We start from the raw sequence: 18,683 nt of genomic DNA, 5'->3' as shown, positions 1-18,683 counted from the left end.
ATGGCCACGCTCGCGAAGATCGCGAAGGAACGGAAACCCCCGAAGTTCAAGGTGCGGCTGCGCAACCGCTGCAAGGTCTGCGGCCGGCCCCGCGGGTACCTCCGGAAGTTCCAGCTGTGCCGGCTCTGCTTCCGCGAGCTGGCGCTGCAGGGCGAGATCGCGGGCGTGACCAAGAGCAGTTGGTAACCGGGCAGTTCCGAGGAGTCACTGGTAGAACATGGCCGATCAGATTGCCGACATGTTGACGCGCGTGCGGAATGCGACGCGGAGTCGCCGGCCGCGGGTGGACGTTCCCGCTTCGCGCCTGAAGGCGGACATCGCGCGGATCCTCGAGAGTGAGGGATACATCTCCGGATTCCGTCAGATCGAGTTGAAGAACCCGCGGGGTACCCATCCGTTGCCCACGTTGCGGCTGTACCTGAAGTACGGCCCGCACGGCGAGCGGGTCCTGACCGGCCTCCAGCGCGTGAGCCGCCCCGGGCGCCGCGTGTACTACGGCCGCGACAAGGCGCCGCCGGTGCTGGCCGGTCTCGGGACGAGCATCCTGACGACGTCGCGCGGCGTGATGACGGGCCGGGACGCCGCCAAGGCGGGCGTCGGCGGCGAGGTGCTGTGCAATGTCTGGTAGGAGGCCGGCATGTCGCGGGTAGGCAAGCGTCCGATCCCGCTCCCCGGGGGCGTGAACGTGTCGATCCGCGACGACGCCGTCGAGGTGAAGGGACCGAAGGGGGCGATGACGCAGGCATTGCCTCCCGGCGTCCGCATCGAGCAGGCGGATGGCGTGCTGCTGGCGCAGCCGCTCAGCGACGCTCCGGCCCTCCAGAAGTTCCGGGGCCTTGCGCGCAGCCTGGTGGCGAACGCGGTGCAGGGCGTGGCGGTGGGGTTCAAGAAGGAGCTCGACATCGTCGGCATCGGTTATCGCGCCGAGGCTTCGGGCCGGCAGGTCGTGTTCCAGTTGGGGTACTCGCATCCGATCCACTTCGATGTTCCGGAAGGGATCGACGTGGCGATTGAGAAGCAAACGCACATCACGGTGAGCGGCATCGATCGCCAGCGGGTAGGGCAGGTGGCGGCGGACATCCGGGCGTTGCGGAAGCCGGACCCCTACAAGCAGAAGGGGATCCGCTACACCGGTGAAGTGCTGAAGAAGAAGGTGGGCAAGACCGGCGCCTAGGTGGCGTCGGGAGCTGTACAAGAGCGACACGCGATGCGAGTCAAGACGAGAAAAGATCGGCGGACCCGGCTGCGGTTGCGCCAGCGTCAGCGAATCAACGGGACCCCCGAGCGGCCCCGTCTCGCCGTGAACCGCAGCCTGGCGCACATCTCCGCGCAGGTCATCGACGATCTGTCGGGCCGGACGCTTGCCGCGGCCTCGAGCACCGAACCGGGGATCCGGAAGCAGTTCACGAACGGCGCTCGCGGCGGCAACAAGGCGGGAGCGGACATCGTCGGAACGGCGATCGCGGAGCGGGCGCGCAAGGAGGGGGTGACCCGCGTGGTGTTCGACCGCGGCGGATTCCTGTACCACGGCCGCGTTCGGGCGGTGGCCGACGCAGCCCGCAAGGGCGGGCTGGAGTTTTAGGAGACCCATGGGCGACGAACACGTCAAGATCGATCCGACCACGCTCGACCTGAAGGACTCGGTCGTCTCCATCAACCGCGTCACGAAGGTGGTGAAGGGGGGAAAGAACCTCAGCTTCAGCGCCCTCGTGGTGGTGGGAGACGGCGCCGGGCACTGCGGCTACGCGGTCGGCAAGGCGAAGGAGGTTCCGTCGGCGATCAAGAAGGGGATCGAGGCGGCGAAGAAGGCATTGATCCGGGTTCCGCTGCAGGCGACATCGATTCCTCACCCGATTCTGGGCCGCTTCGGCGCCGGGCGCGTCCTGTTGAAGCCGGCCCCGGAAGGAACCGGCATCATTGCCGGCGGCGCGGTCCGCGCTGTGGTGGAGCTGGCCGGCGTGCACGACATCCTCACGAAGTCTCTCGGGTCGGACAACCCGCAGAACGTGGTCCGGGCGACATTCGCGGGACTGGCGGGCCTGAAGGACCCCGTGAAGGTGGCGCGCCTGCGCGGGCGGTCGCTCGAGCAACTGGAGGCGGAGGCGACACGCGTCACGCACCGGGCTGTGGTGGACGTGGAGGCGGCGGCGGATGCGGCCGTGGCCGCGGCCACGGCGGCGGCCGAGACGCCGGCCGAGCCCGAACCTGAACCGGCGGCGGCACCGGCCCCGCCTGAACCGGCGGCTGCGGAGCCAGCGGACGCTCCGGCGCCCGAAGCTGCTGCACAAGCCGAAGCGGCTGCGGAGCCGGCGGAAGCCCCGGCGCCCGAAGCCGTTGCGGAGTCCGACGGGGAACCCGCGGACGCGGCTGCGTCCGAGCCGGAATCCAAGGCGGAAGCCGAGGCCGATTCGCCGGCGGAAGCCGGGAAGGGCACCGAGGGATGAGGCCGTCGGCAAAGCGGAACGAGACGGCGCCGCGCGTGCGGGTGACGCTCGTCAAGAGCTGGATCGGATACGAGGAGCGCCACGAGAAGATCGTCCGCGGTCTGGGTCTCCGCCGGATCGGACACTCGGTGGACGTGGTGGACAATCCGTCGGTGCGGGGGATGATCCGCGCCGTGCGGCACCTCGTGACGACGACGGAGACAACGGAACGGTAGAACCATGGCGACGTCCGACCGATCGAACAATCTGAGCAACCTGCGGCCGCCCGCCGGCGCGAAGCGGAGCAGGAAGCGCGTCGGCCGGGGAGAGGGCTCCGGCACCGGCGTGACGGCCGGCCGGGGACACAAGGGCCAGCAGTCGCGGTCGGGCTACTCGCGCAAGCGCGGCTTCGAGGGCGGGCAGATGCCGATCCATCGGCGCCTGCCGAAGCGGGGCTTCCACAACCCGTTCCGCATCGCCTACGACGTGGTGAATCTGGACACGCTGGAAGCGCGGTTTGAAGCGGGCGCGGAAGTGACGCCTGACGCCCTGCGCGCGGCGGGTCTTGTCGGCAAGCGGGCGTTCGTCAAGGTGCTGGCGCGCGGAGAGCTGACCAAGGCGCTCACCGTGACCGCGCACCGTTTCAGCGCCAAGGCGAGCGCGGCGATCGCCGCCGCCGGCGGGCGAACGGAGCTGGCGCCGGACGCGCCCCGGATGAAGACGAAGCAGAAGGTCGCGGAATGATCGACAGCCTGAAGAACGTCTTCGCGATTCCGGACCTGCGCAAGCGTGTGCTCTTCACGCTGGGCGTTCTCGCCGTGTATCGCGTCGGCAGCGTCATTCCGACGCCCGGCGTCAACACCGAGGCGCTTCAGATCCTGGTCGAACAGGCGGGCAACACCATGTTCGGCCTCTACAACATGTTCTCGGGAGGCAACCTCGCGCAGGCGACGATCTTCGCGCTCGGCATCATGCCGTACATCAGCGCCTCGATCATCCTGCAGTTGCTCACCGTGGTCTGGCCCTATCTCGAGCGCCTGTCGAAGGAAGGCGAGCTGGGCCGGCGCAAGATCACCCAGTACACGCGGTACGGCACCATCGTGCTCTGCGTCATCCAGTCGATGGCAATCGCCATTTTCCTGGAGCGCCAGACCAATATCGCCGGCGGACTGCCGCTGGTCTACGAGCCGGGCTGGTCCTTCCGCCTGATGACGGTGTTGACGCTGACCACCGGCACCGCCTTCATCATGTGGCTGGGCGAGCAGATCACCGAGCGCGGAATCGGCAACGGCATGTCGCTCATCATCTTCGCCGGGATCGTCGTCGGTCTCCCCACCGCGGTGCTGACGACGCTCGAACAGATGCGCAGCGGAGCGATCGGGCTGTTCACGCTCATCACGCTGGTCATCGTGATGGTGGTGGTGATCGGCGCCGTGGTCTTCATCGAGCGGGGGCACCGGCGCGTGACGGTGCAGTACGCCAGACGGGTCGTGGGCCGCCGCATGTACGGGGGAACCAGCACCCACATCCCGCTGAAGGTCAACACGGGCGGAGTCATCCCGGTGATCTTCGCCTCGTCGATCCTGGCGTTCCCGGCGACCGCGGCCACCGCGTTTCCGGTCGGCGGCTGGCTCCAGCAGATAACCGATCAATTGATGAACGGGATGCCGGGGTACTATCTGCTGTTCGTCGCCGGCATCATCTTCTTCGCCTACTTCTACACGGCGATCATCTTCAATCCGGACGATGTGGCGGAGAACATGCGGAAGCATGGCGGGTTCATCCCGGGCATCCGCCCCGGGAAGCGCACCGCCGAGTACATCGACACCATCCTGACCCGGATCACGTTCGTCGGCTCGATCTACCTGGCCCTGGTGGCCGTAATGCCGGACCTGATGATCACCGGCTTCCGGGCGGACGCCGTTCCGTTCATCGGGGATCAGCTCGACGTGATGCTGCCCGGCTTCATCACGAACGGGCTGGGCGTGACGTTCTATTTCGGCGGCACGTCGCTGCTCATCATCGTCGGCGTTTCCATGGACACGGTGCAGCAGGTGGAGTCGCAGTTGATCATGCGGCACTACGACGGCTTCATGAAGAAGACGCGGATACGGGGACGTCGCGCCTGACGGGATGGGCCGATGGACAATCTTGCAGCGCAGCTCAACCTGGTGCTGCTGGGGCCGCCCGGCGCCGGCAAGGGAACGCAGGCGATCCGTCTCGCCGCCGCGTGGGGGATTCCCCATATCTCGACCGGCAACATGCTGCGCGAAGCGGTGCGGGCCGGCACGGAGCTGGGCCGGAGGGCGCAGGCGGTCATCGACGGCGGCCGGCTGGTGAATGACGAGATCATGATTGGCATCGTCCAGGAACGGATCGCCCGGCCGGACGCGGCGCGCGGCTTCGTCCTCGACGGCTTTCCGCGAACCCTGCCGCAGGCCGAGGCGCTTGACGGGTTGCTGGATGGCCGCGACCCGCTGGTGGTGATTGACCTGGCAGTGCCGGATCCGGAACTGATCCGGCGGTTGTCGAAGCGGCGGCTGTGCACCAGTTGCGGGCTGATCGTAGGCGCGGCGGAAGGCGATCCTCCGGTCGTCTGCGAGGAGTGCGGCGGCGTGCTCCACCAGCGCAACGACGACCGGGAGCCGGTCGTGCGCGAGCGGCTCCAGGTGTACCGCCGGAGCACGCAGCCGCTGTTGGACTATTACGGCGGCCGGACGACGTTCCGCGCCGTGGATGGAACGCAGCCCCCCGACAATGTGGCGGCAGCGACCGCCGACGCGGTGGAGGCGCTCTCGCCGGTGCGGCGGAGCGCCTAGGGACGACAACGCGATGATTGCCTGCAAGACGCCCGCGGAGGTGCAGCGCATGCGGCTGGCGAACGCGCTCGTGGCCGACATCCTGGGCGAGCTGCGGACCATCGTCGCCGATGGCGTTACGACGCGGGAACTGGATGAGATCGCGGAGGAACGCGTGCACGCGGCCGGGGCGGTACCCGCCTTCAAGGGCTATCACGGGTATCCGGCGACGCTATGCACGTCGATCAACGACGAGGTTGTCCACGGCATCCCGTCGGGCCGGCAGCTCCGCGACGGTGACGTGGTGTCGATCGATCTCGGAGTCGTGCTCGAGGACTACTACGGCGACGCGGCGGTCACCGTCCCGGTCGGCGCCATCGACGGCTCGATTGGCAACCTGTTGCGGGTGACCGAGGAATCGCTGCACCAGGCCATCGATCACGCGCGGCCGGGCGGCCGGGTGTCGGATCTGGGCCATGCGGTGCAGCAGCATGTCGAATCGCACGGTTACTCGGTCGTACGGGAGTTCGTGGGGCATGGCATCGGCCGAAGCCTGCACGAGGAGCCGCAGGTGCCGAACTACGGAAGGCCGGGCCGAGGCCCGCGGCTCGCCGTCGGCATGGTGCTGGCCATCGAGCCGATGGTGGCGATGGGCAATCCCGACGTGCGGGTGCTGAACGACGGCTGGACCGCGGTCACCCGGGACGGCAGCACGGCGGCCCACTTCGAGCACACCGTGGCGATCACGGACGAGGGACCGATGGTGCTGAGCCGCCCGCTGGCGGCATCCAGCGCGGCCGGGAAGGCGGACAGCGTGGCCGGCGCGGCAAGCCCCGCCGTCGACGGTGTCTGATTGGGGAAACGAGGAGATCCGATGAAGGTGAGAGCATCGGTTCGGCGCATGTGCAGCAAGTGCAAGATCATCCGCCGCCGCGGCGTGGTACGGGTCATCTGCACCAACCCGAAGCACAAGCAGCGGCAGGGCTAGGCGAGGCGGAGGAGAGGGTCTATGGCACGAATTGTCGGAGTCGACCTGCCGCAGTCGAAGCGGATTGAGGTGGGGCTCACCTACATCTACGGAATCGGACCGAAACGCTCGACCGATATTCTCTCGGTGGCGAGCGTCAGCCCCGATGTTCGGGTGAAGGACCTGACCGAGGACGACGTGCGGAGAATCACCCGCGCGATGGAGGGCGCAGGTCGCGTGGAAGGCGACCTCCGGAAGGAGGTCTCGCTGAACATCAAGCGCCTGCTGGAGATTGGCTGCTACCGTGGACTGCGCCACCGGCGCAACCTGCCGGTGCGCGGCCAGCGGACTAACACGAACGCACGGACCCGAAAGGGCCCGAAGCGCGGCGCGGTCGCCAAGAAGAAGAAGACGTAGACGATGGCCAAATCCGACAGTTCCGGTTCACAGAAGGCCGGACGTCCAAAGAAGCGGAAGAAGGTTTTCAAGAAGCGGGGCGAGAAGCGGGTTGTGCCGCATGCGGTGGCGCATATCCAGGCCTCCTTCAACAACACGATCATCACGATCACCGACGCCGACGGGGCAACGTTGTCGTGGTCGAGCGCCGGTGGCATCGGGTTCAAGGGGTCGCGGAAGGGGACGCCGTTCGCCGCGACCCAGGCCGCGACAACCGCGGGGCATTCGGCGAAGGCGTTCGGAGTACGGACGGTGGACGTGCTGGTGAAGGGCCCCGGGGCGGGACGCGAGTCCGCCATTCGGGCGCTCCAGCAGGCGGCGGGACTCGAGGTGAAGTCGATCCGCGACGTTACCCCGATCCCGCACAACGGGTGCCGTCCGCCGAAGCGGCGGCGCGTGTGAATCGACGAGGGAACTAAGGAGGTCCGGAACACATGGCACGCTATGTCGGTTCCGTCTGCCGGTTGTGCCGGCGCGAAGGAATGAAGCTGTTCCTGAAAGGGGAGCGCTGCTACCAGCAGAAGTGCGCCATCGAGCGGCGCAACGTTCCGCCCGGCCACCATGGCAAGGGACGGAAGGCGAAGCTGCAGGGCTACGGGCTGCAGCTTCGGGAGAAGCAGCGCGTCAAGCGGATATACGGCGTGCTCGAACGGCAGTTCCGGCGCTACTTCCATGAAGCGGACCGCCGGCGGGGCATCACCGGCGAAACGCTGCTGCAACTGCTCGAGAGCCGTCTCGACAACGTCGTGTACCGGCTCGGATTCGCGGTTTCGCGTCCGCAGGCGCGCCAGTTGGTCCGGCACGGGCACTTCCTGGTGAACGACCGCCGGGCGGACATTCCGTCGTACGGCCTGCGCGTGGGCGACACGGTGCGGATCAAGCCGTCGAGCGGCAAGAACGTGGCGATCGCCTATGCGCAGGAAGAAGTGAAGGGCCGCGGCATTCCGGAATGGCTCGAGCTGGACGCCGATGGCACGTCGGGGCGCCTCGCGGCGGTTCCGACGCGTGAGCAACTGAACCTGCCGGTTCAGGAGCAGTTGATCGTTGAGCTGTACTCGAAGTAACGGGCGTCACGCCTGAAAGGACTGCACCCCAATGTGGAAGGATTTTCAGAGGCCCAAGGCTCTGGCGTGCGACGAAGACACCGGGCAGTACGGGGAGTTTCATGCCCAGCCGTTCGAGCGTGGGTTCGGGACCACCATCGGCAACGCCCTCCGGCGCGTGCTGCTCTCGTCGATCGAGGGCGCCGCGGTGACCGCGGTGAAGATCGACGGTGTGCTCCACGAGTTTTCGCCGATCAGGGGAGTGGTGGAGGATGCGACCGACATCATCCTCAACCTGAAGCAGGTACCGATCAAGCTGCACTCGGAGAGCGTGAAGACGGTGACCCTGAGCGCTACCGGTCCCGGCAAGCTGACGGCGGGTGATATCCGGACCGATCAGGACGTGGAGGTCCTCGACAAGGAGATCCACATAGCCACGGTGGAGCGTGGCGGTTCGCTCAACATGGAGTTGCGCATCAAGCGGGGCCGGGGCTATGTCTCCGCGGAGCGGAATCTGGACGAAGACCTCGGAATCGGCTGGATTCCCGTCGATTCGGTGCACTCGCCGATCAAGAAGGTCAACTACGTGGTGGAGGCGGCGCGTCTCGGACAGACGACGGACTACGACAAGCTGACCCTCAAGGTCTGGACGGATGGCACGGTCAGCGCCCGCGACGCCGTGTCGTTCGGCGCAACCCTCGTAAAGGACCACCTCGACATCTTCATCGACCAGGACAACCAGCCCGCCGTGGGCGACGAAGAGGCGGCGGAGGCAGCCGGAAACCCGGCGCCGGCCGAGAACGAGCATCTGGGCAAGAGCGTCGAGGAGCTGGAACTGTCCGCGCGGTCATACAATTGCCTCCGGAACGCCAACATCCAGACAGTTCGCCAACTGGTCGTCAAGACGGAGGCGGAGCTGCTGGCGACCAAGAACTTCGGCCAGAAGTCGCTCTCGGAGATCGTCGACATTCTGGCCACCATGGGCCTCGAGCTCGGGATGACACTCGACGAGCCGGCTGCGGCCGCTTCGGCGTAGGCGGCGTTCGGAACGACAGGAGCAGGAGCCAGCAGACCATGCGTCATCGCGTCGCACACCGGAAACTGGGCCGGGTGACGGAGCACCGGATTGCGCTGCTTCGCAACCAGGCGACGGCGCTGCTGCGCCACGAGCGGATCACCACGACGGTGGCCAAGGCAAAGGAGTTGCGGCCCTTCGTCGAGCGGTTGATCACGGTGGCGAAGCGGGGGCTGGCCGACGGTGCGGACACGCCCCGCGCGGTTCATGCCCGGCGCCTGGTCCGGCGCGATGTCGCGGACCTGGCGGTGGCGGGCAAGCTGTTCGAGACGCTCGCGCCCCGCTTCGCCGAGCGCCCCGGCGGCTACACGCGCGTGATGCGTGTCGGCCGCCGCGTGGGAGACGATGCCGAACTGGCGCAGATCGAGTTGATTGGGAGCGAGTACGACCCGGAGCAGGACGAGCCGAAGGCAGACGATCAGAAGAAGGAAGCCGCGTCGTCCGAGGAGGGCGGCGGGCGCCTGCGTCGCGTCGCGCGCCGTTTCCGTGGCCCGGAAGCGGGAGGGGCCGGGCCGGGCGCAGCCGACGGCGGGGCCAAGACCCACACCAAGCGGACCCGCAAGAAGATCTAGCGCGCCGTGCCCGGCGCGCAAGCTCCTGGTTCTAGTCTTCGGCTCCGGAGTCGTCGCCGTCCGCCGCCTTCGCGTCGGCGACGATCTTGGCGTGCAGATGGGCCGGCACTTCTTCGTAGTGCGAGAACTCCATGTGGTAGCTGCCTCGGCCGCCGGTGGCGGACGTGAGTTGTTGCTCGTAGGTGAGCATCTCGGCCATCGGCACCTGCGCCTTGATGAGGGTTGAGGAGCCCCGGGTTTCCATTCCGCCGATTCGGCCGCGCCGGCCGTTCAGGTCGCCCATCAGGTCGCCGGCGAAGTCGTTCGGCGCGTAGACCTCGACGTTCATCACCGGCTCGAGCAGCGTCGGCCTCGCGCGTTCCATCGCATCGCGGAAGGCGAGGCGGCCCGCCATCTTGAACGACATCTCGTTGGAGTCGACCGAGTGGAACTGCCCGTCGGTCAGGGTCACCTTGAAGTCGACCATCGGGTAGCCGGCGAGGTAGCCTCTTCCGCGAGCTTCCTGGATTCCCTTCTCGACGGCCGGACGGAACTGCTGCGGGATCGAGCCGCCGAAGATCTCGTCGACGAACACGAAGTCCTCACCGCGCGGCAGGGGCTCCACCTTGATCTTGCAGTCACCGAACTGGCCATGGCCCCCCGACTGCTTCTTGTGGCGGCCGTGGGCGTCGGTCGCCGCCGTGATCGTCTCCCGGTAGGGGATCCGCGGCAGCTTGACGTTGACCTCGACGCCGAAACGGCTCTTCAGCTTGGCGACGGTCACCTCGATGTGCAGCTGCCCCTGCCCGGCCAGCAGCAACTGGCGCGTTTGCGGGTCGCGCGTGAAGCGGATGGTCGGATCCTCCTCGTGCAGCCGCTGCAGGGCGCCGCTGATCTTCTCCTCGTCGCCCCGGCTCTTCGGCTCGATGGCGTAGGAAAGGACCGGATCGGCAAACGCGATCGGCCGGAACCTCACGGGGCTCCCCTTGACGGCCAGCGTGTCGCTCGTCTTCGTCGACTTCAGCTTGGCCACCGCGCCGAGGTCGCCGGCCCGGAGTTCCGGCACTCCGGTCTGCGTCGCGCCCTGGCGCACGCCGACCGCGCCGAGCCGTTCGGATGCGTCCTGCGTGACGTTGTGAATGGCGGAGTCGGCCTTGATCGTCCCGGCCGCCACCCGGAACAGCGTGATGCGTCCCGCGTGCCGGTCCGCGACCGTCTTCCAGACGAACAGGGCGGGAGGAGCGTCGTCGCTCGTGTCGTAGTCGGCCGGGTCGCCTCCCTCTTCCGCCGGCTCGGCCGGCAGGGGATGCTCGCTCGCCGGTGGCGCGTAGCCCTTGATCGCGTCGAGGAGGAGCGGAACACCGATGTTCGCCTGCGCGGAGGTGCAGACCAGCGGGAAGATCCGGCGGGTCCGGGCCGCGTCGCGCAAGCCCGCCTCGAGATCGGCCTGCTCCAGCGTTCCCTCCTCGAAGAACTTCTCCATCAGCGCTTCGTCCGCCTCGGCCACCATCTCGATGAGCGCCTCGCGGGCGCTTTCCGCGGCGTCGGTCATTTCGGCCGGGACGTCCGCCTCCGACGCGACGCCGTTGCCTTCCGGCGTGAAGGTGCAGGCGCGCATCCGGATCAGGTCCACGACGCCGCGGAAGTCCTTTTCCGAGCCGACCGGCAACTGCACCGGCACCACCTCGCGACCGAACGACTCGTGGAGCGATTCGAGAGCCCGGTCCAGGCTGGCGCGTTCGCGGTCGAGCAGGTTGAGCACCACGAGGCAGGGGAGATCGAGCTCCGCGGCAATGGACCAGACCTTCTCGGTCTGCACTTCCACGCCCGCCACGGCGTCCACGACGACTACGGCGGCGTCCGCCACGCGGAGTGCAGCGCGCGTGTCGCTCAGGAAGTTGCCGATTCCAGGGGTATCAATGAGGTTGATTTTCGTTCCGTGCCACTCGACGAACGCGGTGGCGGACGAGAGCGTGTGCTTGCGGGCCACTTCCTCTTCGTCGAAGTCGGTGACCGTATTGCCCTCGTCGACCGTGCCGAGGCGGTTGACCGCCTTCGCATCGAACAGCATCGCCGAGATGAGCTGCGTCTTGCCGGAGCCGCTGTGCCCCGTCACGGCGACGTTGCGGATGTCCGATCCGCCGTAGACCTTCATCGCTGGTATTCCTCCTGCCTGCCGGGCAAAACGGTGATCGTACCCGATTTTCCGGTGAAGGGGGCCTTGTGGGGCGTCCGGACGGCTACTCGTAGCGGAGCGCCTCGATCGGGTCGAGACCGGAGGCCCGAATCGCCGGCACGATGCCGAAGACGATCCCCACGGTCGCCGAGAAGCTGATCCCCAGGGCGAACGACCACCAGGGCAGGGCGACGGGAAAGCCGGTCGCGACGTTCACGCCAACCCCGATGCTGCTGCCGAAGAAGATGCCCAGCACGCCGCCGATCGCGGTCAGGAACACCGCCTCGAGCAGGAACTGCCAGAGGATCTCCCGGCGCCGGGCGCCAATCGCCTTCCGCGTGCCGATCTCGCGGGTCCGCTCCTTGACCGAGATCGTCATGATCGCCATCACGCCGATCCCGCCCACCATCAGGGCGATCGACGAGATGGAAACGAGCGCCAGAAAGACGGCGCTGCTCACCTGCTCCCAGAGCCGAAGGGCGGCATCCTGCGTGATGAGATCGAAGTCGTTCGGCTCGTCCAGACGCAGGCCGTGCCGGATCCGCATCACCTCGGTCACGTCGCGCATTGCCGTGTCGCGGGCTACGCCGTCGCGCGGCACCACCGCGATCAGCATGTTCTGCAACCGGCCGCGCCGCGAGCGCTCGAGTCGCAGGCCATACTGCTGCTGGTAGGCGCTGTACGGAATGATGGCAAGGTCGTCCTGGCCCGCGTCCATCCCGCCGAAGCTCGCGCGGGGGCCGAGGACGCCGACCACGGTGTAGGGCTGGCTCTCAATCCGGACCGTCTTGCCGAGCGGGTCGACGTTGGGAAAGAGCGCTTCGTACGGCCCTTGGCCCAGGACGACCACGCGGCGCCGGTGGCTCACTTCCCCCTCGGTGAAAAAGCGCCCGGTGTCCATCGTCAGGCTGAAGACGCTCGGATAGTCGTGCGTCGTGCCAATGATCGACAGGGGAAGCGTCTGCTCCCCGTCGTACGAGACGCGCGAGCGGACCGACCCCGGCCCGCCCTCGCCTACCGAAACGGTGGCGCGGGCGACCGTATCGGCCGCCTGGCGTTCGATGGCGCGGGCATCGTCCAGGGTCAATGTCGGCCGGTCCAGCAGTACCTGGAAATCGGCGCCGGACATCACGCTCAAGCCGGAAAACTGCGCCACGAAGATGGTGTCGGGGCCCAGCTCGCGAATGCTGTCGCGCAGCGTCTCGTCGAAGCCGAGAATGAGGGATGTCATGCCGACCATCGACGTGATGCCGATGACGATGCCGAGAATGGTGAGCCCGGAGCGCATCTTCTGTGTCCGGATCGTGCCGATCGCCATCAACACGATCTCGTTGATGAGTGAAGTGCGCATCGTGGTTCTCTGGTGCGCCGCGCCGTCAGTCGGAGCGGCCGAGGGCGTCGATCGGATCGAGGGCGGCGGCGCGCGCGGCGGGGTACATCCCGAAGAAGAGCCCCACCAGGCCGGTCAGCGTGATTGCCAACAGCACCGACCACAGGTGCACGGTGGCGGGAACCGGGGCGAACCGGTCGATCGCCACCGCCGCGACGGCGCCGAGGGCGGTGCCCGCGATGCCGCCGGCGAGGGCGAGCACGACCGACTCGGACAGCATCTGCCACATGATGTCGCGCCGGCGCGCCCCGAGGGCCTTCCGGAGGCCTATCTCCTTGGTCCGTTCCGAGACTGCCATCAGCATGATGTTCATGATGACGATGCCGGCGACCACCATGGCGAGGCCGACGACCCCCACGAGCACCGAGAAGATACCCGTGGTTGCCTGCTGAAAGAGGCCGAGCGCGGTCTCGGAGGTGAAGATCCCGAAATTGTCTTCCTCGTCGGGCCGGAGCCGCCGCTCGATCCGAAGCGCGACCGTCGTCTCGCCGATGGCCGTGTCGATCCGGTTGGGATCGGCCGGCTGCACGCGAATGCCGAGTGACGACCTGGTGCCGAAGAGGCGCCTGAACGCTCCCAGGGGAATGATGGCGTACTCGTCCTGCGAGACGCCGAACGTCGAGCCGACCGGGCGGCTGACCCCGACGACGCGAAACGGCACCCCCTGAATCCGGACCTCCCGGTCGATGGGGTCGAGCGTCTCGAAAAGCCGTTCCGCCGTTTCCGCGCCGAGGACCGTCACGTTGCGCCTGCGCTGCACCTCGGACGGCGTCATCAGGCGCCCTTCCTCGGCGTTGAAGGTCGAAAAACTGGTGAAATCTTCCGTCACGCCCTGAATGGAGACCTGTTCGAGCAGCCGGTGGCGGTAGCGCACCTCGCCGCTCCGCTGGGCCTGGACCATGACGGCGGTGACATTCTCGGCGAAGCGGCGGATCGCGTCCGCGTCGTCCATCGTGATGAGCGGGTTGTTCCGGGCCCGCTCGAACTGCTCCTGGCTCCGGATGATGCCGCGCCGGTCAACCATGAAGGCGTCCGCCCCCACCTCCGTCAGGATGACGTCGGTCACCTCTTCCGTGATCCCCTGGATGAGCGAGACGAGGGTGATGATGGACGAGATGGCGACGATGTTGCCGAGAATCGTCAGGAAGGAGCGGAGCTTGTTGGCCCAAATCGCGCTGAGCGCGATTCGGATCATCTCGCTAACCAGCGTCAGGGTCATTCGGTGCCACCGGATCGCCGTCTTCCAGGTTGCGAACCACCTCGAACGGTCCGGTGATCACCTCGTCTCCCTCGGCGAGGCCGCTCAACGCCTCGAAGTAACGGTCGCCGGCGATACCGGTCTGGACCGGGATGAACATGGCGCGCCCCTGCCGGACGGCGAAGACCCCCTCGAGTTCCTCGGTGTCGGCCGCCGCCGCATCGGCAACCCCGGGCGCGCTCGCGCCATCGCCGGCCAGACGGAACGGGACGCCGCCGCGGTTCCGGTCGTCCTCGCCGTCCATCTGCCGGATGATGTTGCCGTCCGAATCGATGTCCATCTCCCGCACCGTCGTCGCCTGAATCGGTACGGCTATCGCGGCCTGGCGGGTTGCCGTGGTGATCTCCGCCGTGCAGGTGAACCCGGGCCGGACGTTGGGGATGATCTCGTCGAGGGTCACCACGACGAGGAAGTTGGTCGCTTCCTGCGTGGTGGCGCCGCCAGCCTGCTGAATGGGACTGTTGCCAATCTCGGTCACCGTGCCGGTCCAGATCTTGTCGGGCAGGGCGTCGATCGTGATTTCGGCCCGCTGGCCCAGCTCGATGGCGGGGATATCGGTCTCGTCCACTTCGATCTCCGCCTCCAGCACCGAGAAGTCGGCGATCTCGAGCAGCACGGTGCCCGGATTGTTCATCGTGCCGATCACGACCGTCTCGCCCTCGTCGATGTTCCGGCGGGTCACGATGCCGTTGATGGGTGAGGTGATCGTCACCTGGGTCAGGTCGTAGCGCGCGCTGTCGAGCGCGGCCTCCTCCTGCCGGATCCGTTCCATCGCCGCTTCGACTTCCACTTCGCGCTGGCGGAGCTCCGTCTCGCGCACCTGGACGTCCGCCTCCGTCTGTTCGTATACCTCGCGCGCGACCAGCCGGAGTTCCCACAGGTCCGCCTGCCGATCCAGATTCTCGCGAGCCAACTCCAGATTGACGGTCGCGGTCTCCACCGCCACCTGCGCCTGCCGGTACGCCGCGCGGGTCGCTTCCAGAGACGCCTCGCCCCGGTCGACGAGCGCCTGGAGGTTCTCGGGATCGATCTCCAGCAGGAACTGGCCGGCATCGACCGGATCCCCCTCGTCGACGGCGAGGCGAGTGACTCGCCCCATCGTGCTGGCCGACATCTCCACCAGCAACTGAGGCTGGATCGTTCCCGGCGCCGAGACGATGGCGATCAGGTTGCGCCGCTCGATCATCTCGATGTCAACTTCCGCCGCGTTGCTCCGCCGGTACCACAGGTTGACGGCAACGAGCGCGGCGGCGAGCACCACGATCACGATCCCGATCACAAGGCGTTTCGTCGTCATTCCAAACAGACCATTGTACTGCCTAACGCCGTACACCATCCGGGCAGTTCGGATTCCACTCTGAAGATACGCAGTTTCCGGCGGGTTGTTCCCGGCGGCCCTCCCGCGCGCCCTTCCGGACCGCGCATCCTCAGAACCCTATGGTGGTCCGGACTATCGCCACGACGAACGCGATCGCCATCTGCAGCGCGTACAGCGTCGTCACGATGCCCGCGACCTGCCGCTGCCACACGACGCCGAGACCGATGGCGAGCACCATCAGCCACCAGACGTGGATCAGGTCTATCGCGCTCAGCAGGTTGACAGCGAACGTTCCCGTTTCCAGCATCGGCGCGAACGCCGCGAGCGTGGTCGGGGAGTCGGCCGCCTCGCGGAAATAGTTGAGCGGTGCTACGAACAACTGCGTAACGACGAAGATGACTCCTGCGTGGGCAACGACGGCGAACATCTGCTCGAAGGTGGCGCGCGGGCCGAACAGGCCGTAGCCCGCGGCATACAGCACGCCCGCCAGGATCAGGCAACCAATCGGTACGAAGACCAGGGTGGAGACCGCCGTGTAGATAGGCGTCATCCCCATTTGCTCTTCCATCTGCGTATACATCTCGTCGGTCATCTCGACGCCGAACGATGCCATCGCCTCGCTCTGCTGATCGAGGATGGCGCGCTGCATGACGTCGGTGCTCATGAGCGTGGCGACCATCGCCGCGAACAACACGACGGTCAGTACGAGCATCCCCAGCCACCGGGGATCGGCAGCCACCCGCTCGAACGTGGCCTGGGGTGAGAAGACCACGCCGAAGAACCGCGCTCCCAGCCCGAGCCGCGCGCTTCCGTTCGCCATTCCCCGGCTCCCTCCGCGATTGCGCCGTCAACTTCACTATAACGCCGTTCCCTTGACGCGCTCTCGCGCGCGGCCTTAGGATGCGTGGTTTTTCGGCCGGGGGATCTGGCGGCAGGTGAAGGGAGCAATGCTGAGTTTCGTTCCACGGGAGCTCTTCTTCACCAGAGGGGTGGGCATTCACCGGGAGAAGCTCACGTCGTTCGAGGCGGCGCTCCGGGCGGCGGGGATCGCGGCCTGCAATCTGGTGCGGGTTTCCAGCATCTTTCCGCCCGGCTGCAAGATCATCTCGCGCGCCGAGGGAATCAAGCGGCTGCACCCGGGACAGGTCACGTTCGTCGTGATGTCGGAAGCGGCAACTCGCGAGCCGCACCGGCGGATCGCGGCGACGATCGGCGTGGCGATTCCGCGCGACCGGAAACTGTACGGCTACCTGGCGGAACATCACAGCTACGGGGAGGACGCGACCCAGGCGGGCGACTACGCCGAGGACCTGGCCGCGGAGATGCTCGCCACCACCCTCGGGTTGAAGTTCGATCCGGAGAAGAGCTGGGACGAGAACAAGGAAGTGTGGCGCCTGTCCGACGAGATCGTCCGGACGCGGAACATCACCCAGACCGCGGTCGGCAACCGGGAGAGGCTCTGGACCACGGTCGTTGCCGCTGCCGTGGTCGTCGGCTGAAACGCCTGCCCCCCTTGGTGCGCCGGCCTCCTTTGGTGCGCCGGCCTCCAGGCCGGCATAGTTGATCGCAAGCCGGCAACCAGCTACGCTGAAGAAGCTGCTGCCTTCAAACCCCCACCTTGAAGGCTCCTCGCAGTTCCTTGTCCGAGCAACCCGTCCCGGCGGCGGCAGGCGATGGCGACCCGACGCTCGCATTGAGCGCGCGCCACGGTGTGCCGTCGATCGATCTCGCGCGCTTCGACATCGAGCCGGAGGTCGTTCGCCTGATCCCGGCCGATGCCGCGCGACAGTACCAGGTGGTGCCGATTCATCGGGCCGGCTCCACCCTGACGGTGGCGATGTCCAATCCGAGGGACGTCGCGGCGCTCGACGATCTCGCCTTCCTGACCGGCTGCCGTGTCGCGCCGGTCGTGGCCTCGCGGCCGGCGGTGGAGGCGGCGCTCGCCCGGTACTACCGCCCGTCCGTCCCACCTCGCGAGACCGGTCGGGAGGCGGCGCCCGACAGCGCGACGGGAATCCCGGCAGCTCCGGCAAACGGGGAGCAACCGCCGGCTGTCCGCCTGGTGCAGGAGTTGATCGACTCGGCGATCGATCGAGGCGCGAGCGACATCCACGTCGAGCCGTACGATGGCGAGTTCCGCGTCCGGTTCCGGATCGACGGCGTCCTGCAGCCGGTGATGGCGCCGGACGTCAGTCTGCGGGACGCCATCACTTCCCGCCTCAAAGTGATGGCGAAGCTCGACATCGCGGAGAAGCGGCTGCCGCAGGATGGCCGGATCCGGCTTCGCCATCGCGACGCGGACGACGGCGCTCCACGCACGATCGACCTCCGCGTCTCCAGCCTGCCGACGCTCTTCGGCGAGACGATCGTGCTCCGCGTTCTCGACCGGGCGCGGCTAAAGCGTGACATGACGCAACTGGGGTTCGACGCCGCGTCGCTCCGCCGATTCGAGGCGAGCATCCGGAAGCCCTGGGGGATGGTGCTGGCGACCGGACCGACCGGCAGCGGCAAGACCAGCACGCTCTATTCCGCAATCGCGCGGCTCAACACTCCCGGCGTGAACATCATGACCGCCGAGGATCCGGTCGAGTTCAACCTGAACGGCGTCAACCAGGTGCTCGTGCGCGACGGGATCGGCCTCAGCTTCGCGGCCGCGCTGCGGGCGTTTCTCCGGCAGGACCCGAACGTGATCCTGGTGGGAGAAATCCGTGACGTCGAGACCGCCGCCATCGCGGTGAAGGCGGCGCTGACCGGCCACCTGGTGCTGTCGACCCTTCATACCAACGACGCCCCGGGCGCGGTCTACAGGCTGCTGGACATGGGGATCGAACCGTTCCTCGTTGCCGCGTCCGTCCACCTGATCTGCGCGCAGCGACTCGTCCGCCGCATCTGCGAGGGATGTGCGGCTCCGGCTCCGGTCAGCCCTTCCGCCCTTGCCGACCTCGGCTTCGACCGCGGGAGGGCGGCCAGCGTCGTGCCGCGAGCCGGCAAGGGATGCGATGCCTGCGGCCGAACCGGCTATCAGGGACGGGTCGGGCTGTACGAGGTGATGGAGCTGAACCCTGCGGTGCGGGAGCTGATACTTGCGGGGGCTCCGGCGCGCGCGCTGCGCGAGGCGGCGGTGGCCGACGGGATGGTGACGCTCCGTGAAAGTGGCCTCCGAAAGATCGCGGCCGGCGTCACGACGATCGAGGAAGTTCGGCGCGAGACGCTGGTGTAGCTGGAAAC

General features: G+C 67.4%; 23 protein-coding genes. 18 read left to right on the top strand and 5 right to left on the bottom strand.

The genetic code is table 11. The features are described 5' to 3' along the window. The 16 genes from F4Y45_17465 to F4Y45_17390 are packed head-to-tail and all read left to right on the top strand — an operon-like array spanning position 1 to position 9,334. A complete protein-coding gene (locus F4Y45_17465) occupies positions 1-186 on the top strand; it encodes a type Z 30S ribosomal protein S14 (protein MXY26295.1) in 186 nt (61 codons plus the stop codon). Between the two features lie 31 nt (positions 187-217). Beyond that, on the top strand, positions 218-628 hold the full coding sequence (rpsH, locus tag F4Y45_17460) for a 30S ribosomal protein S8 (protein ID MXY26294.1): 411 nt from the start codon (positions 218-220) through the stop codon (positions 626-628). A gap of 9 nt (positions 629-637) precedes the next feature. After that, a complete protein-coding gene (locus F4Y45_17455) occupies positions 638-1,174 on the top strand; it encodes a 50S ribosomal protein L6 (protein MXY26293.1) in 537 nt (178 codons plus the stop codon). 33 nt (positions 1,175-1,207) lie between these two features. Beyond that, positions 1,208-1,582, top strand: coding sequence for a 50S ribosomal protein L18 (locus F4Y45_17450; GenBank protein ID MXY26292.1), 375 nt, complete (start codon positions 1,208-1,210; stop codon positions 1,580-1,582). A gap of 7 nt (positions 1,583-1,589) precedes the next feature. Then, positions 1,590-2,444, top strand: coding sequence for a 30S ribosomal protein S5 (locus F4Y45_17445; GenBank protein ID MXY26291.1), 855 nt, complete (start codon positions 1,590-1,592; stop codon positions 2,442-2,444). Then, the gene (gene rpmD / locus F4Y45_17440; GenBank protein ID MXY26290.1) at positions 2,441-2,659 is read left to right on the top strand and encodes a 50S ribosomal protein L30; all 219 of its coding nucleotides are present in this window, start codon (positions 2,441-2,443) and stop codon (positions 2,657-2,659) included. The genes F4Y45_17445 and rpmD overlap by 4 nt, the downstream gene beginning before the upstream one ends. A gap of 4 nt (positions 2,660-2,663) precedes the next feature. Continuing rightward, on the top strand, positions 2,664-3,167 hold the full coding sequence (locus F4Y45_17435; protein MXY26289.1) for a 50S ribosomal protein L15: 504 nt from the start codon (positions 2,664-2,666) through the stop codon (positions 3,165-3,167). Continuing rightward, positions 3,164-4,552: a preprotein translocase subunit SecY gene (secY, locus tag F4Y45_17430; protein ID MXY26288.1), complete on the top strand. Its 1,389-nt coding sequence runs from the start codon at positions 3,164-3,166 to the stop codon at positions 4,550-4,552. The genes F4Y45_17435 and secY overlap by 4 nt, the downstream gene beginning before the upstream one ends. A 12-nt stretch (positions 4,553-4,564) precedes the next feature. Continuing rightward, positions 4,565-5,242, top strand: a complete 678-nt coding sequence (locus F4Y45_17425) for an adenylate kinase (GenBank protein ID MXY26287.1) — start codon at positions 4,565-4,567, stop codon at positions 5,240-5,242. A gap of 13 nt (positions 5,243-5,255) precedes the next feature. Continuing rightward, positions 5,256-6,074, top strand: coding sequence for a type I methionyl aminopeptidase (map, locus tag F4Y45_17420; GenBank protein MXY26286.1), 819 nt, complete (start codon positions 5,256-5,258; stop codon positions 6,072-6,074). Positions 6,075-6,095: 21 nt separating this feature from the next. Further along, on the top strand, positions 6,096-6,209 hold the full coding sequence (gene rpmJ / locus F4Y45_17415) for a 50S ribosomal protein L36 (GenBank protein MXY26285.1): 114 nt from the start codon (positions 6,096-6,098) through the stop codon (positions 6,207-6,209). Positions 6,210-6,230: 21 nt separating this feature from the next. Next, positions 6,231-6,605, top strand: coding sequence for a 30S ribosomal protein S13 (gene rpsM / locus F4Y45_17410; protein MXY26284.1), 375 nt, complete (start codon positions 6,231-6,233; stop codon positions 6,603-6,605). 3 nt (positions 6,606-6,608) lie between these two features. Beyond that, positions 6,609-7,046 (top strand): 30S ribosomal protein S11, encoded by a 438-nt coding sequence (rpsK, locus tag F4Y45_17405; GenBank protein ID MXY26283.1) that lies wholly within the window; start codon positions 6,609-6,611, stop codon positions 7,044-7,046. Positions 7,047-7,078: 32 nt separating this feature from the next. Beyond that, positions 7,079-7,708, top strand: a complete 630-nt coding sequence (gene rpsD, locus F4Y45_17400; GenBank protein MXY26282.1) for a 30S ribosomal protein S4 — start codon at positions 7,079-7,081, stop codon at positions 7,706-7,708. Between the two features lie 31 nt (positions 7,709-7,739). Beyond that, positions 7,740-8,723 (top strand): DNA-directed RNA polymerase subunit alpha, encoded by a 984-nt coding sequence (locus F4Y45_17395; GenBank protein ID MXY26281.1) that lies wholly within the window; start codon positions 7,740-7,742, stop codon positions 8,721-8,723. Between the two features lie 38 nt (positions 8,724-8,761). Further along, positions 8,762-9,334 carry a 50S ribosomal protein L17 gene (locus tag F4Y45_17390; GenBank protein ID MXY26280.1) on the top strand — a complete coding sequence of 191 codons (573 nt, stop codon included), beginning with the start codon at positions 8,762-8,764 and terminating at the stop codon, positions 9,332-9,334. A 31-nt stretch (positions 9,335-9,365) separates the two neighbouring features. Here the strand turns inward: F4Y45_17390 and F4Y45_17385 are convergent, their stop codons facing one another. From F4Y45_17385 to F4Y45_17365, 5 genes are all read right to left on the bottom strand, one after another. Continuing rightward, entirely contained in the window at positions 9,366-11,468 is a 2,103-nt protein-coding gene (locus F4Y45_17385; GenBank protein ID MXY26279.1) for an elongation factor G, read from the bottom strand. Positions 11,469-11,553: 85 nt separating this feature from the next. Beyond that, entirely contained in the window at positions 11,554-12,840 is a 1,287-nt protein-coding gene (locus F4Y45_17380; GenBank protein ID MXY26278.1) for an FtsX-like permease family protein, read from the bottom strand. Positions 12,841-12,865: 25 nt separating this feature from the next. Further along, positions 12,866-14,098 carry an FtsX-like permease family protein gene (locus F4Y45_17375; protein MXY26277.1) on the bottom strand — a complete coding sequence of 411 codons (1,233 nt, stop codon included), beginning with the start codon at positions 14,096-14,098 and terminating at the stop codon, positions 12,866-12,868. Further along, positions 14,079-15,473, bottom strand: coding sequence for an efflux RND transporter periplasmic adaptor subunit (locus F4Y45_17370; protein ID MXY26276.1), 1,395 nt, complete (start codon positions 15,471-15,473; stop codon positions 14,079-14,081). The genes F4Y45_17375 and F4Y45_17370 overlap by 20 nt, the downstream gene beginning before the upstream one ends. 91 nt (positions 15,474-15,564) lie before the next feature. Beyond that, on the bottom strand, positions 15,565-16,275 hold the full coding sequence (locus F4Y45_17365; protein ID MXY26275.1) for a hypothetical protein: 711 nt from the start codon (positions 16,273-16,275) through the stop codon (positions 15,565-15,567). Positions 16,276-16,402: 127 nt separating this feature from the next. On the opposite strand from F4Y45_17365, the gene F4Y45_17360 reads away from it, so the two are divergent. Next, positions 16,403-16,954: an arginine decarboxylase, pyruvoyl-dependent gene (locus F4Y45_17360; protein MXY26274.1), complete on the top strand. Its 552-nt coding sequence runs from the start codon at positions 16,403-16,405 to the stop codon at positions 16,952-16,954. 119 nt (positions 16,955-17,073) lie between these two features. Then, positions 17,074-18,675: a type II secretion system protein GspE gene (locus tag F4Y45_17355; protein MXY26273.1), complete on the top strand. Its 1,602-nt coding sequence runs from the start codon at positions 17,074-17,076 to the stop codon at positions 18,673-18,675. Positions 18,676-18,683 lie beyond the last annotated feature (8 nt).

It is taken from the genome of Acidobacteriota bacterium (assembly GCA_009838525.1).
Taxonomy (GTDB): Bacteria; Acidobacteriota; Vicinamibacteria; order Vicinamibacterales; family UBA8438; genus VXRJ01.
The sequence above is the reverse complement of the archived record's forward strand: the minus strand, read 5'-3'. Positions and strand labels throughout refer to the sequence as shown.